This window comes from Paracoccus sphaerophysae, assembly GCF_000763805.1.
Lineage (GTDB): Bacteria > Pseudomonadota > Alphaproteobacteria > Rhodobacterales > Rhodobacteraceae > Paracoccus > Paracoccus sphaerophysae.
The window spans coordinates 48704-63178 of the sequence record NZ_JRKS01000011.1 but is presented as its reverse complement, the minus strand read 5'-3'; the positions used below and the strand labels follow the sequence as shown (position 1 = coordinate 63178).

Annotated in this window: 10 protein-coding genes; 3 read left to right on the top strand and 7 right to left on the bottom strand. The window is 70.0% G+C overall.

The genetic code is table 11. The features are described 5' to 3' along the window. From aroC to recA, 6 genes are all read right to left on the bottom strand, one after another. On the bottom strand, nucleotides 1-1062 hold a 1062-nt coding region (aroC, locus tag IC63_RS05590; protein WP_036717769.1), incomplete at its 3' end, for a chorismate synthase. A gap of 85 nt (nucleotides 1063-1147) precedes the next feature. Then, the gene (locus tag IC63_RS05585; protein WP_036717768.1) at nucleotides 1148-2209 is read right to left on the bottom strand and encodes an NAD(P)/FAD-dependent oxidoreductase; all 1062 of its coding nucleotides are present in this window, start codon (nucleotides 2207-2209) and stop codon (nucleotides 1148-1150) included. Nucleotides 2210-2245: 36 nt separating this feature from the next. Next, complete coding sequence (locus IC63_RS05580; protein ID WP_036717732.1) at nucleotides 2246-3040, bottom strand: class II glutamine amidotransferase; 795 nt, start codon at nucleotides 3038-3040, stop codon at nucleotides 2246-2248. Nucleotides 3041-3112: 72 nt separating this feature from the next. Further along, nucleotides 3113-3415 (bottom strand): DUF1330 domain-containing protein, encoded by a 303-nt coding sequence (locus IC63_RS05575; RefSeq protein WP_036717730.1) that lies wholly within the window; start codon nucleotides 3413-3415, stop codon nucleotides 3113-3115. After that, nucleotides 3412-6072 (bottom strand): alanine--tRNA ligase, encoded by a 2661-nt coding sequence (gene alaS / locus IC63_RS05570; RefSeq protein ID WP_036717729.1) that lies wholly within the window; start codon nucleotides 6070-6072, stop codon nucleotides 3412-3414. The genes IC63_RS05575 and alaS overlap by 4 nt, the downstream gene beginning before the upstream one ends. A gap of 240 nt (nucleotides 6073-6312) precedes the next feature. Beyond that, nucleotides 6313-7386: a recombinase RecA gene (gene recA, locus IC63_RS05565; RefSeq protein ID WP_036717726.1), complete on the bottom strand. Its 1074-nt coding sequence runs from the start codon at nucleotides 7384-7386 to the stop codon at nucleotides 6313-6315. Nucleotides 7387-7603: 217 nt separating this feature from the next. Here recA and IC63_RS05560 point away from each other — a divergent pair, with 217 nt between their 5' ends. The 3 genes from IC63_RS05560 to IC63_RS05550 all read left to right on the top strand — a co-directional run bounded on the left by IC63_RS05560 (nucleotide 7604) and on the right by IC63_RS05550 (nucleotide 12725). Further along, nucleotides 7604-8755: an RsmB/NOP family class I SAM-dependent RNA methyltransferase gene (locus IC63_RS05560; protein ID WP_036717723.1), complete on the top strand. Its 1152-nt coding sequence runs from the start codon at nucleotides 7604-7606 to the stop codon at nucleotides 8753-8755. Nucleotides 8756-8823: 68 nt separating this feature from the next. Beyond that, nucleotides 8824-10902 carry an ATP-binding protein gene (locus IC63_RS05555; RefSeq protein WP_232222520.1) on the top strand — a complete coding sequence of 693 codons (2079 nt, stop codon included), beginning with the start codon at nucleotides 8824-8826 and terminating at the stop codon, nucleotides 10900-10902. 197 nt (nucleotides 10903-11099) lie between these two features. After that, nucleotides 11100-12725: a CHASE domain-containing protein gene (locus IC63_RS05550; RefSeq protein ID WP_036717721.1), complete on the top strand. Its 1626-nt coding sequence runs from the start codon at nucleotides 11100-11102 to the stop codon at nucleotides 12723-12725. 847 nt (nucleotides 12726-13572) lie between these two features. Here the strand turns inward: IC63_RS05550 and IC63_RS16920 are convergent. Next, on the bottom strand, nucleotides 13573-14454 hold the full coding sequence (locus tag IC63_RS16920; protein WP_052041908.1) for a lysozyme family protein: 882 nt from the start codon (nucleotides 14452-14454) through the stop codon (nucleotides 13573-13575). Nucleotides 14455-14475 lie beyond the last annotated feature (21 nt).

The following is a 14475-nucleotide window of genomic DNA, read 5'->3' as shown; positions in this document are numbered from 1 at the left end:
GTCCAGCAGCAAGTGGTCCAGCAGGACGCAGGCGGCCATCGCCTCGGCGACGGGGACGGCGCGGATGCCGACGCAGGGGTCGTGGCGGCCCTTGGTGACGACTTCGATCTCGGCCCCGCTCTGGTCGATCGAGCGGCGCGGGGTGAGGATCGACGAGGTCGGCTTCACCGAGAACCGGACCACGATGTCCTGCCCGGTCGAGATGCCGCCAAGGATGCCGCCGGCGTGGTTCGACAGATATTCGGGGCCGTTCGGTCCCATGCGGATCTCGTCCGCGTTGTCGGTGCCGCGCAGCCGCCCGGCGGCCATGCCCTCGCCGACCTCGACGCCCTTGACGGCGTTGATCGACATCATTGCGGCAGCCAGATCGGTGTCCAGCTTGGCATAGACCGGCGCCCCCAGGCCCGGCGGCGCGCCCCGGATCAACACCTCGACGATGGCGCCGACGCTGTCCTGCTCCTTGCGGATGCGGGTCAGGTAGTCGGTCCACGCGGGAACCGCCGCCGCGTCGGGCAGAAAGAAGTCGTTGCGGTCAATCTCGGACAGGTCGAAGCGGGCGCGCTCGGCCGTCAGCTCGCCCATCTGGACCATGTAGCCAGTGATGGTCAGCGACCCGGCCAGTTGGGCCAGCAACGCGCGGGCGACCCCGCCGGCCGCAACGCGAGCCGCCGTTTCGCGCGCAGACGACCGGCCCCCGCCGCGATAGTCTCGGATTCCGTATTTCTGCCAATAGGTTATGTCGGCATGGCCCGGGCGGAACGCCTGCGCGATGTCGCCGTAGTCGCGCGACCGCTGATCGGTGTTCTCGATCATCAGCTGGATCGGCGTTCCCGTCGTCCTGCCCTCGAACACGCCCGAGAGGATCCGCACGACGTCGGCCTCTTGCCGCTGCGTCGTCATCTTGGACCGTCCCGGCGCGCGGCGGTCCAGGAACGGCTGGAGCATTGATTCCGAAAGCGGAATTCCCGGCGGGCATCCGTCCACGGTAGCGCCCAAAGCGGAGCCGTGGCTTTCGCCCCAGGTGGTCACGGTAAAGATGCGGCCGAAGCTGTTGAAGCTCATGGAACCCCCTGTTTTCAGGAACATACGCAGGCCGGGTCGCGAGGGGAAGCGCGCGGTCTCCATTTGGCCCGACGATCCGCGAAATTCAGAAGCGTGCGGGGTCGAGCATCCGGGCAAGCGCGGGGTCCGGGTGGCGGTCCAGCACAACATCGGCGACAAAGCGGGCCGCGGCCGGCGCCGACTGGAAGCCATAGCCCCCTTGCCCCGCGAACCAGACGAAGTCGGGCTGGCTCCGGTCCCGGCCATACACCGGGGTGCCGTCCGGGGAAAACGTCCGCAGCCCGGCCCAGTTGGACAGCAGCCGGTCGACCGGAAAGCGCATCATCGCCTCGTACCGCGCCAGTCCCTCGGCCAGGACCATGTCGTCAGCCCAGGCATCATGCGGGTGAGTGGGCTCGGCGTCGGCGGGAGAGACGATCAGCGCGCCGGCATCGGGCTTGGCATACCAGCTTTCGCCGGCGCCGATGATCATGGGCCAGGCGGTGGGGTCCATTCCGCCGGGCGCGGGAATGCGGGCCATCGAGCGCCGGTGGGGAACGAGACCCAGCGGCGCGACGCCCGCCATTTCCGCGACCCGGTCCGCCCAAGCGCCGGCCGCGTTCACCACCACGCGGGCGGTGACCTCTCCCGCGGGGGTCACGGCGTGCCAGCCCCGGGCGTCGCGCGTCAGGGATCGCAGCGGTGCGTCGGTCAGGATCGAGGCGCCCCTCGCCCGCGCCCGCCGCGCAGAGGACTGGATCAGCAGATCGGTGTCGATGTCCCAGGCGTGGGCGGCGATCGCCGCGCGGGCGAGCCGAGTGGGGTCCAGGGCCGGGAAACGGGCCGCAGCCTCGTCGGGGGTGATTTCGTCCAGATGCATCGCCGCGATCTCGGCCGCGAAGGCCTCGGTCTGCGTCGCATCCGCGACGATCATCACGCCGCGCGGCGACAGGACCGCCATCTCATCGAGAGAACCGCGCGAGGCCAGCGACAGCTGCACGATCGCAGGCGGGCCGTAATGCGGTTCGTACAGCGCGGCCGAGCGCGACGAGGCGTGATGCGCCAGGCTCGCCTCGGCCTCGAGCAGAACCACCGAGGCCGACGGCGCGATATCGGCCGCCGCGGAGACGCCGGCGATGCCGCCGCCGATGATCAGCACGTCGCAGATCACGTCCGACCCAAGTCCGCGTTGAGCGCCCTCATCTCAGGCGGCCACCCGGTCGGGCTGCGGCGCAAAAGGGGTGACGCTGACGCGCTCGCCTTCGAACACGCAGAACGAGCCCTGCGGAATTTCCAGCCAGTCAGCCTCGTCGAGCTCCAGCGGCTCGGAGACCACCGCCCGGCCGCCGCGGGTGTCCGACCAGCGGTGATACAGCGTCGGCGCCTGGTCGTCCGAGGCATAGCGCGCCGCATACAGCCGTTCGCCATCCGAAAAGGCGCAGGTCACGCGGACATGCGGCGCGGCGCCGCGGCTGCGGGCCAGCGCCTCGAACCGGGCCGTCGCGCGGGCCAGTGCGGCGCAGGGATCCTCGGCCAGCCCCTCGCCCAGGGCGCACAGGAAAAGCGCCTCGCTGTCCGTTGCGCCCTTGCGATGCGGGTACAGATCGTCGCGGATCAGCACTTCGGCCGAGCGCCGCCAGCCATCATAGCCGCCGAACTGGCCGTTATGCATGAAGCTCCACCGCCCCACGGCAAAGGGATGGCAGTTGTTGCGGCTGGTGGCGGTGCCGGTCGAGGCGCGGACATGGGCCATGAACAGATGCGAGCGGACCGTCGCGGTCAGGCTGCGCAGGTTCGGGTCCGACCAGGCGGGCATCACGTCGCGATACAGCCCCGGCTCGGCCCGGTCGCCGTACCAGGCGATGCCGAAGCCGTCGGCATTCACCGGGGTGTGGCAGCGCATCGCGCCGTGGCTCTGGCGCACCAGCGAGTGGCCGGGGCGGCTGATGATGTCTTCCAGATAGATCGGCTCGCCCAGATAGGCCGCCCAGCGGCACATGCCCGTTCCCCAAGTCTTTTCTTCTGAGTTGCCCGCAGCCTAGCAGGCAGAGCTTGACAAATCACTCTCAATTCAGCCGGCGCCGTTCTCTTCCACGATCACAAGATCGCGTTCCGCCGCACCGTGGGCGTGGTCCAGGGCGGCCTGGTAGGCGGGCGAGCGATAGCACGCCTCGGCGGCCGCAAGGGTGGGAAAGCGCGCGACCACATTACGGGCCCGCTCATTGCCCTCAAGCTGGACGTAACTGCCGGAACGGACCAGGAAAACGCCGCCATGCGCGGCAATCGCCTCGGTCGCGAGCGCCGCATAGCGGCCATAGCGCTCGGGGTCGGTGACGGTGACATGGGCGATCCACAGGGCGGTCTTGTCGGTCATGCGCTCTCTCCGATCAGCCGTTCGACGGCGGCGATGGCGGCCTCGGCCGCCGCCAGCGAGGGCGCGCCGCCCTGGGCGCGGTCGGGCCGGCCGCCGCCGCCCTTGCCGCCCAAGGCGGCGACCGCCGCCTGCACCAGCGCCACGGCGCCCAGCCGCTCGGCCAGGTCGGGCGTCACGGTCGCCGCGACGGTGGCCTTGCCATTATCCTCGGCCATCACCACGACCGCGCCGCTGTCCAGCCCCTGACGCATCTGGTCGGCCAGCGCCCCCAGCTCCTTGCCGCTGACCCCATCGACGCGGCGGGCGATCAGCTTGATTCCATTGATCTCCTTGGGCGCGGCCTCGGCCCCGCCGCCGCCCATCGCCAGCTGCCGCTTGAGCTGCGCGATCTCGTTCTGCATCGCCTTGCGGTCGTCGGCCAGCGCCTTGACGCGGCCGACCACATCCCCCGCCTGCGCCTTGAGCAGCCCGGCGATCTCGCTTAGCTGGCGCTCGGCGTCGCGCAGATGCGCCAGCGCCGCCTGGCCGGTCAGCGCCTCGATCCGCCGCACCCCGGCGCTCGAGGCGCTGTCGCCCAGCAGCACGAAGGCGCCGATGTCGCCGGTCCGGCTGACATGGGTTCCGCCGCACAATTCGATCGAGTAGGTGTCGTTGTTCGACCCCTTGGCCGAGCCCTCGCGCCGGCCCATCGACACGACCCGCACCTCGTCGCCGTATTTCTCGCCGAACAGGGCCTGCGCGCCCAACTCGCGCGCATCGTCGGGGGCCATCAGCCGGGTTTCCACCGGGGTGTTCTGGCGAATGATCGCGTTCACCTCGGCCTCGACCTGCGCCAGTTCCTCGGGCGACAGCGCCTTGCCGTGGGAGAAGTCGAAGCGCAGCCGGTCGTCGGCGTTCAGGCTGCCCTTCTGCGCGACATGCTCGCCCAAGGCCGCCCGCAGCGCCTCGTTCAGCAGATGCGTGGCCGAGTGGTTGGCCCGGATCGCCCCACGCCGGTCGCGGTCCACCGACAGCGTGGCCCCCTGTCCGCGGTCCAGATGGCCCATCGTGACCTCGGCCTGATGGATGAACAGATTGCCCGATTTGCGGGTATCGGTGACCCGCGCGGCGCCGGTTTCGGTCTTGATGAGGCCGGTGTCGCCCACCTGCCCACCGCTTTCCGCATAGAAGGGCGACTGGTTGACGACGATAGCGACGCTGGCGCCCTCGCCGGCCGTCGCCGCCTCGGCACCGTCGATGACCAGCGCCTGGATCACGCCCTCGGCCTCGTCGGTGTCATAGCCGAGGAACTCGGTCGCGCCGTGCCGGTCGGCCAGTTCGAACCAGATCGCCGCGTCCTTGGCCTCGCCCGAGCCCGACCACGCCGCGCGCGCCTTGGCCTTCTGCTCGGCCATTGCCGCGTCGAAGCCCGCGACCTCGACCCCGCGGCCCTGCTCGCGCAGCGCGTCCTGGGTCAGGTCAAGCGGGAAACCATAGGTGTCGTACAGCTTGAAGGCCGTTTCGCCCGGCAGGTCCGCGCCCTCGGGCAGCCGCCCGAGCTCGTCCGAGAGCAGCCGCAGACCGCGGTCCAGCGTCTGGCGGAAGCGGGTTTCCTCGCCCTTCAGCGTCTCCTCAATCATCGCCTGGCCGCGGGCGAGTTCCGGATAGGCCGCGCCCATCTGCCGGACCAGCGCCGGCACCAGCTTGTGCATCACCGGGTCGGCGGCGCCCAGCATATGCGCGTGGCGCATGGCGCGGCGCATGATGCGGCGCAGCACATAGCCGCGGCCCTCGTTCGAGGGCATCACCCCGTCCGCGATCAGGAAGCTGGTCGAGCGCAGGTGATCGGCGATCACGCGGTGGTGGACCTTGCCCGGTCCGTCCGGATCGCTGCTGGTCGCATGCGCCGAGGCCTCGATCAGCGCCCGCATCAGGTCGGTGTCATAGTTGTCGTGCTTGCCCTGCAAGAGCGCGCCGATCCGTTCCAGCCCCATGCCGGTGTCGATCGAGGGGTTCGGCAGCGGTTTCATCGAGCCGTCCTCGAACTGCTCGAACTGCATGAAGACGAGGTTCCAGATCTCGATGAAGCGGTCGCCGTCCTCTTCGGCCGAGCCGGGCGGGCCGCCCCAGATCTTGTCGCCGTGGTCGTAGAAGATCTCGGTGCAGGGCCCGCACGGCCCGGTCGGGCCCATCCGCCAGAAGTTGTCGTCGGTCGGGATGCGGATGATGCGGTCGTCGGACAGGCCCGCGACCTTCTTCCAGATATTCGCGGCCTCGTCGTCGGTGTGATAGACGGTGACCAGCAGCCGGTCCTTGGCGAGCCCGAAATCCTTGGTCAGCAGTTCCCATGCATAAGGGATCGCCTGGTCCTTGAAATAGTCGCCAAAGCTGAAATTGCCCAGCATTTCGAAGAAGGTGTGGTGCCGCGCAGTGTAACCAACGTTGTCGAGATCGTTGTGCTTGCCGCCCGCGCGCACGCATTTCTGCGCCGTGGTGGCGCGGCTATAGTCGCGGTGTTCCAGTCCGGTGAACAGGTTCTTGAACTGAACCATCCCCGAGTTGGCGAACATCAGCGTCGGGTCGTTGCGCGGCACCAGCGGCGAGCTGTCCACGCGGCGGTGGCCGTTCCGTTCGAAGAAGTCGAGGAAGGTCGAGCGGATGTCGTTCAGACTGGCCATGGGCGGGATTCCTGCGGGGATTTGCGGCGATCAGATGTAGTGCCGCCGCCGCGCACTGTCCAGCGCACCCGTCCGGTCAGCGGACGCTTCCGGAACTCTGCCCTCGCCAGCCGCAGGCCGGCCAACAGCCCCCGCGACGCTCTGCTTCCCGGAAAACCGCCCGCGACGGCCTGACCCTTGCAAGGCTCCCGACAGGCAGCCCAAAGGCCGCCCGTCCGCTTCCCCTCGGCGTGGCGTCGCCTATTCCTCGGTCAACGAGTCGTTGCTGTCTTCCTCGCTGGCGCCGAATTCCAGCCCGTGGCTGGCGCGGATCCTGTCCTCGATCGCAAAGGCCACATCGGGATTGTCGCGCAGGAACTGCTTGGCGTTCTCGCGCCCCTGCCCGATCCGTTCGTCGCCATGCGAATACCAGGCGCCCGATTTCTCGACCACGCCGGCCTTGACGCCCAGGTCGATCAGCTCGCCAACCTTGGAGATCCCCTCGCCATACATGATGTCGAATTCGACCTGCTTGAAGGGCGGGGCGACCTTGTTCTTGACCACCTTCACCTTGGTGGTGTTGCCCACCACCTCGTCGCGGTCCTTGATCGAGCCGGTCCGGCGGATGTCCAGCCGCACCGAGGCATAGAATTTCAGCGCGTTGCCGCCGGTCGTGGTTTCCGGGTTTCCGAACATCACACCGATCTTCATGCGGATCTGGTTGATGAAGATCACCATGCAGTTCGAGCGCCCGATCGAGGCGGTCAGCTTGCGCATCGCCTGGCTCATCAGGCGGGCCTGGCTGCCCATCTGCATGTCGCCCATGTCGCCCTCGATCTCGGACTTCGGCGTCAGCGCCGCGACCGAATCGACCACCACCAGGCTGACCGCGCCCGAGCGCACCAGCGTGTCCACGATCTCCAGCGCCTGCTCGCCCGTGTCGGGCTGCGAGATCAGCAGTTCGTCCAGGTTCACGCCCAGCTTGCGCGCATATTGCGGGTCCAGCGCGTGTTCCGCGTCCACGAAGGCGCAGACGCCGCCCTTCTTCTGCTCCTCGGCCACCACGTGCAGGGTCAGCGTGGTCTTGCCCGAAGATTCCGGCCCGAAGATCTCGATGATCCGCCCCTTGGGCAGCCCGCCGATCCCCAGCGCGATGTCGAGACCCAGCGAGCCGGTCGAGGTCGCCTCGATCTCGGCCACGGGGTTGTCGGCCCCCAGCTTCATGATCGAGCCCTTGCCGAACTGCCGTTCGATCTGCGCCAGGGCGCTGTCGAGCGCCTTCTGCCGGTCCGCGCTGCGCTTGTCGTCCATCTTCAGGATGCTCGCCCCAGACATTCTTGCCTACCTCTAGTCCAACGCCGGGCGCCGCACAACGCGGCCCTTTTTGTTCACGGCCTGTTCTTGTTCTCCTTTTGCCCCGTAGGCTGAGGGATCGCAAGAATTTTCATCTTCTCCGAATCGCGACATTGACGACGAGGAGTTAAGGAATCATTTATCGCCGCTTCCGCCCGCCCGCCCGCCAGCGCCAGGTTCAGCCCTTAGCGATCCCACCATGACCCCAGCCGCCCGCGCCGCCGCCGCCATCGAGATCCTCGACGACATCCGCGCCGGCCAGCCCGCCGAGGCGCGGCTGATCCGCTGGGCGCGGGCCAGCCGCTATGCCGGGTCGGGCGACCGCGCGGCCGTCCGCGACCTCGTCTTCGACACGCTGCGGCGCCTGCGCAGCCGCGCCGCCTTGGGTGGCGGAGAGGATGGCCGGTCGCTGATCCTCGGCGCCTGCCGCGACGAGGGCGCCGATCCGGCGCTGATCTTCAGCGGGGAAGGTCACGCCCCCCCGCCGCTGACCCCGGCCGAACAGGCCGCCGGCCGGCCACCGACCGCCGCCGAGGCGACCGACCTGCCTGACTGGATCGCCGACCGCCTGCAGACCGATCTCGGCGCTGAGTTTCTGCCGGTCGCCGCCGCGATGAGAGAGCGGGCACCGGTCTGGCTGCGGGTCAACCAGGCCCGCGCGAGCCGCGAGGACGCCCGCGCGGGGCTGGCGCGCGACGGCATCGACGCCGAGCCCGACCCGCGCTGCGATACGGCGCTGCGGGTCACGGCCGGTGCGCGACGTCTGCAAGGCTCGGGCGCCTTCCGCGACGGGCTGATCGAGTTGCAGGACTTGTCGCCGCAGATCGCCTGCGCGTCGATCGCGGCGGGGCCGGGAACGCGGGTGCTGGATTACTGCGCGGGCGGCGGCGGCAAGGCGCTGGCGCTGGCCGCGCGGGGCGCCACAGTCACCGCCTGGGACGCCGCACCCGCCCGGATGGCCGATCTGCCGGTCCGCGCCGCGCGGGCCGGGGCCGACATCGAGTTGGTCCGGAACGGACGGCCGCGGGGGGATTTCGACGTGGTGCTGACCGATGTGCCGTGTTCCGGCTCGGGCACCTGGCGGCGGACGCCCGATGCGAAATGGCGGCTGACGGCGGACGATCTGCAGGCCGTGCTGGCCGTGCAGGCCCAGATCCTCGACGAAGCGGTGACCCTGGTCCGGCCGGGCGGGACGCTGGTCTACATGACCTGCTCGCTGTTCCGGGCCGAGAACGACGCGCAGATCGCCTCGTTTCTTGACCGGCATCCGCGATTTTCGCGGCACTCGGCCCGGACGCTGACCCCGCTCGACGCCAGTGACGGGTTTTTCGCCGAGTATCTGATTTGTTAATGGCCGGTTAACCGGCGATCTCTATCGTCGCGGGCGAATCGACGAGCGGGGCAGGCATGAAGGATCTGATGGGTTCACGGGCGACGGTGGTGCTGCCCTTCCTGATGCTGCCCGCCGCACTGGGGGCCCTGTGGCTGCTCGCGCGCCCGCAGATGGTCGCCCCGCGGGTGGCAATCGTGCTGGGGACCGTCGCCGTCGCCTGGTACCTGCTGGGCGGCTGGATCGCGGCGCGCCGGCTCGCGGCCGAGTGGCGGATCGCCGGGCAGGTCCGCGCGGCGCGCGCGGCCCTGCGGAACGACCCGGGCTGCAGCTGGATCGTCGATCCCAACGGCCGCATCCGCGCCCAGTCCCCCGCGGCGAAGCGGACCCACGACCTGGTCGAGCGCGACGTCGCGGGCTTGCTCGGCCGCTATCGCGCCGACCCCGAGGCGACCGCGGCACGGCTGATGGCCCGCGTCTCGGACGGGCGCAGCACGCAGTTCGACCTGAACGAGGGCAACCGCCTCATCGCCGAGCGGGTGTCGGGCACCGACCTTCAGCGCTGGCGGCTGGACAGCTCGCCAGCGCCGGATGCGGGGACGACTGACGAGCCCTTCGCCACCCGTGCCACGCGCGCGCTGGATCTTGCCAGCAATCCCGTGGCGATGCTCGACATGGACGCGAAGGGCGTGGTCCGCGCGGCGAATCCGGCCGCCGAGGCAATGCTGGGCAAGGTCGCGCCGGGGATGCCGATCGGCGATCTGCTGGAAGGCCTGGGCCGGCCGCTGCAGGACTGGATCTCCGAGGTGCGCGAGGGGCGGCAATTGGCGCGCAGCGAGGTCATGCGCACCCGCGCCGAAGGGATCGAGCGGGACGTGCAGGTCACGCTGGCCGCCGACGCGGCCGAGAACCGCATCGTCGCGGTCCTGACCGACGCCAGCGCGCTCAAGACGCTGGAGGCGCAGTTCGTGCAAAGCCAGAAGATGCAGGCAATAGGCCAGCTTGCTGGCGGGATCGCGCATGATTTCAACAACCTGCTGACCGCGATTTCCGGGCATTGCGACCTGCTGATGGTGCGGCGCGACAAGACCGACCAGGACTATGACGACCTCCACCAGATCTCGCAGAACGCCAACCGCGCGGCGGCGCTGGTGCGGCAGCTGCTGGCCTTCTCGCGCAAGCAGACCCTCAAGCCCGAGATCATGGACCTGCGCGACACGCTGTCGGACCTGACCCACCTGCTGAACCGGCTGGTGGGCGAACGGATCGTGCTGACGGTCGGCAACGACCCCAATCTGCGGCCGATCCGGTCCGATGCCCGGCAACTGGAACAGGTGCTGATCAACCTCGTGGTGAACGCGCGCGACGCCATGCCCGAGGGCGGCGAAATCGCGATCCGGACCGAAAACATCCGCCTGGGCGCCAACCAGACGCTGGAGGGTGCGAACCTGCCCAAGGGCGACTATGTCCGGATCACCGTCAGCGATCAGGGCGTCGGCATGGCGCCGGAAATCCTCGACAAGATCTTCGAGCCGTTCTTCACCACCAAGAAACCCGGCGAAGGCACCGGGCTGGGCCTGTCGACCGCCTACGGGATCGTCAAGCAGACCGGCGGCTACATCTTCTGCAACAGCATCCCGGGCAAGGGGACCGTGTTCTCGCTGTATTACCCGGCGCAGAAGGCCGGCCAGACGCGGCTCGAGGCGACGCAGCCGCCGAAACCCTTCGAGTTCGGCAGCGGCGATACCGACGCGCGCCGCGCCGTCGTGCTGCTGGTCGAGGACGAGGCGCCGGTGCGCTCGTTCGCCCGCCGCGCACTCGAGCTGCGCGGGTTCCGGGTGATCGAGGCCGACAGCGGCGAAGCGGCGCTGGACGTCCTGAACGACGAGCGGCTGGATATCGACATCTTCGTGACCGATGTCGTCATGCCGGGGCTCGACGGACCGAGCTGGGTGCGCAAGGCCCTGCGCGACCGGCCGGGCACCAAGGTGATCTTCATGTCCGGGTACACGGAAACCACCCTCTCCGAGCGGACGTCCCCGATCCCGCGGGCGCTGTTCCTGCCCAAGCCGTTCTCGCTCAGCGAACTGATTGCCAGCGTGGAAAACCACCTCGCCGGCAGGCCCGGCCCGGCCGTCCCTGCCAGGTCCGTGGCACCGGCGCGCTAGGCACGCTGCGATGCCAGCCACGCCTCAGGCGGTTGCGCCCCCGGATTGCCGCCGGCGGGTCTCTGGACCCGCCGGCGGGTCCGGATTATCAGCCCGCATGACGACCGAGCGACCGATGACGCCTGCCTGTGCCCCCACGCGCCCCCACCGGCAGGACTGATCGCGGCGTGCGTCCCGGGTTGCGCCAGTCTGTCGTCATGCTGGGTGCGCTTGCCGCCACCCTTGCGCTGGGGATGCTGCTGACCGTCGGGACGCGTCGGCTCGAGGATCGGGCGACGGCCGAGCGTTTCGACCGGCTCGCCGACCTCGTCTCGGCCAATCTGCGGCAGATGGTGATCCAGCACCTCGCCCTGCTTCGGTCTACGCGGAGCTATCTGGAAGCCGAAGACGGCAAGGTCACCCCGTCGGAATTCGCCGCCTACATCGCCGAGCTGCGCCTGCCCGAGAATTATCCGGGCATCCAGGGCATCGGCTTTGCGCCGCTGGTCGATGCCGCCGACCGCCGTCTCGCCGAGAGCACCATCGCCGAGGCGCATGGCCGGGCGGTGGCGATCCGCCCCGAGAACGGCGAACACCGCCTCGCCCCGGTCGCGCTGCTGCATCCGCTCGACGCCCGCAACGGTGCCGCAATCGGATATGACATGTATTCCGAGCCCGTGCGCCGGGACGCGATGATCCGGGCGCTGCGCGACGGGACGCCCCAGGCCAGCGGCCCGGTGACCCTGGTCCAGGAAATCACCGTCGACCGGCAGACCGGATTTCTGATCTATCTGCCCAGCCGGACCGGCCTTGCCGAAATGGGGGCATTGCGCGACGGCGGTTTCGTCTATGCCCCGTTCCGCGCCGGCGACCTGTTCCGCGCGGTGCTCGGTGCCCTGCCCCCGCTGCCGCTGACGGTGACGGCGCGGGATCCGGGCAGCCCGGCGCAGCTTCTGTTCGACAACGCGACCGCGCCGGTTTCCCCGCGACTGGCCGCCCGGGCCGTGACGCGCGAAGTCGAGGTCGCGGGCCGCCGCTGGCAGTTGACGCTGACCCCGACCGCCGCGCTGACCGGGCTCCGGGATCGCACGGCGACGATCACCGTGGGCGCGCTGTCACTGCTGCTGCTGCTGGCCGTGGCCCTGGCGATGCGCAGCCTTTCGGCCTCGCTCGAGTCGGCGCGCAAGACCGCGGCGATCGCCGAGCGGCAGGCGGCGGATCGGGCGCTGTTGCTGCGCGAGATGCAGCACCGCATCAAGAACCACCTGGCCCGCATTCAGGCCATCGCCCGGCAAAGCGCCCGCGGCGCCCGGGACCTGGCCGAATTCGAAACGATCTTCGGCGGGCGCCTGTCGGCGATGGCCAAGGCGCAGGATGCGCTGACCCGCGAAGGCGGCGACGGCAGCGATCTGCGCGGCCTGCTGCAGAGCGAACTGGCCCAGGTTCTGGATGCCGGCACAGCGGACGAGGTGCTGGCGGGGCCGGATGTCCGGCTGGACGTCCGCCAGACCCAAGCGGTGGGACTCGTCATCCATGAGCTGGTGACGAATGCCATGAAATACGGAGGCGGCTTTGATCGCACCGACGGGTCGGGCGCGCCGGCCGAGGGCGATCGGCTGCGCCTGTCGTGGCGCGTGGCAGAGGTCGCCCGCGAGCGCTGGCTTGAGCTCGACTGGATTGAGCCGGCTGCGAGGGCGCCACGCCAGGGCTCCGAGGACCGGGGGGGATTCGGGTCGCAGCTGATCAAGGCGCTGGTCGAAGGGGACCTCGGCGGGCGCTTCACGCGACGCTTCGGCCCCGAGGGAATGGCGGTCGAAATCCGCTTTCCGCTGCAGGGGGCATGAGCCAGCCGGCCTGCCCGGCGGCGCGCCTGGGCAGATCTTCACAACGCGCCGGACACGGCGTCCGGTCCCTCGGCGGCGTCTCGAGCGGCGCCCCTGCCGGTCATCAGCCAGCCAGTGATAACACTGGGCGGATCCCCCGGTGTCCTATTCTCGCCGCAAACTCCCGCAACACCCGATCGTCGGCCGGCGTTCTCGCCACGAACAGCCCGCTCCGCGCCCCGGATCAGGGGGCCTGAGCGTTACCCGCCCCGGCCGCTCACGCCGCCCAGGTCGCCGCCGCGCGCAGGACACCCCCACTCGTCCCCTTCGCGGCGTCATGACACACGACGCGGCCCGCATCCCCTGCCCGTCCTCAACCCGCCTGCGATACCGCTGCGCGTGATCTTCCGGTGCCGTTTTCGCCGCGAACCGCGCGCCGCATCCGGGGGGCCTGAGCAGGTCCGCTTTCCGCCGGCGCATCGGGCCAGAACGTGACAACGCGTTGGACGCCCGTCCAGCCCCATCGGCGGCGTCTCGACGAGGGCCCAGGTTGGCGCACCGCCCGCCGTCCGCCAGCCCGTGTTCCCGCAACAGCCGATCGTCGGCCCGCGTTCTCGCCGCCGCAGCCCGCCTCGCGCTTCAGAGCAGGGCGTCTGAGCGTTGCCTTCGTGGCGGCTTAGGCCGCCCCGGACGCCGCCGCGCGCGGCACATCGGCGTCCCGACAAGCGTAAAGGGCCGCGCCCCGCCCGTCATCGGCCAGCCTGTGATACCACCGCGCGGGATCCGCGCCCAATCACGCCGCAAAAGCCCGCCGCGTGCGAGGCACGCAAGCAGGCCCCACTGTCCAGCGTCGCACAGGGCCAGATCGTCACAACGCGTCCGACGCTCCGTCCGGTCCGATCGGCGGCGTCTCGACCAGCGCCGAGGGCGGCGCACCGCCGCCGTTATCCACCAGCCCGTGTTCCCGCAAGACCTGATCGTCGCCCCGTGTTCTCGCCGCGAACAGCCCGCCCCGCGCGCGGCCGATCAACGCGCCGCGGCTAGCCGCCACGACCGCGAGCGATCCCGGAGACCCGGTCCGCGCCGATCCCAGCGGCGCCCCCAGCAACGTCAGCCTTTCCCGCGCCCGCGCCACCTTTTCCGGCGCGACGGGGGCCGCCAGCGCGAACTGGTTATAGGTCTCCGCGGTCCCGACCATCCCGTCGAACCCGCGTTGCCGGAACGCCGTGCGCAGGTCGTCGAAGCGGGCCAGGTACTTCGAGGCATTCGCCGGCGTCCGCGAGTGGAACGCGCCCGCCGCCCGCCGCCAGTCGCCGGTCTCGGCATACAGGTCGCGCACGAAGCGGGCCGCATAGCGGGCGTTTTCCAGCGGGTCGAACATCTCGACGACCGAGGCGAAATTCTCGCCGTGCCAGCGATAGTTCAGCTGGAAGCAGCCGATGTCGAGGTTGAGCCGGTTCTGGTCGATCCGGTCCTGGGCAAAGGCCAGCGCCTCGGCCGGGTCGTCGAACCAGCTGCCCGCACCCTCGGAGTTCACGCTCCACGCCCAGGGGCGGACGACGCCATTCCGGCGGCGGCCGGTTTCGGTCAGGGTCAGGGTGGCGAGGATATCCTCGGGCACCCCAGCCTCTTTCGCGGCGGTCATCGCCGCCCATTCGCAGACCGCCGCGGGCTGGTCGGCCGGATCGACCGCCGCGAGCGCCCAGCCGGGCAGCAGCAGCGCCATCAGAAACGATATCAGCCGCGTCATGCGATCCCTTCCCGTTCACGG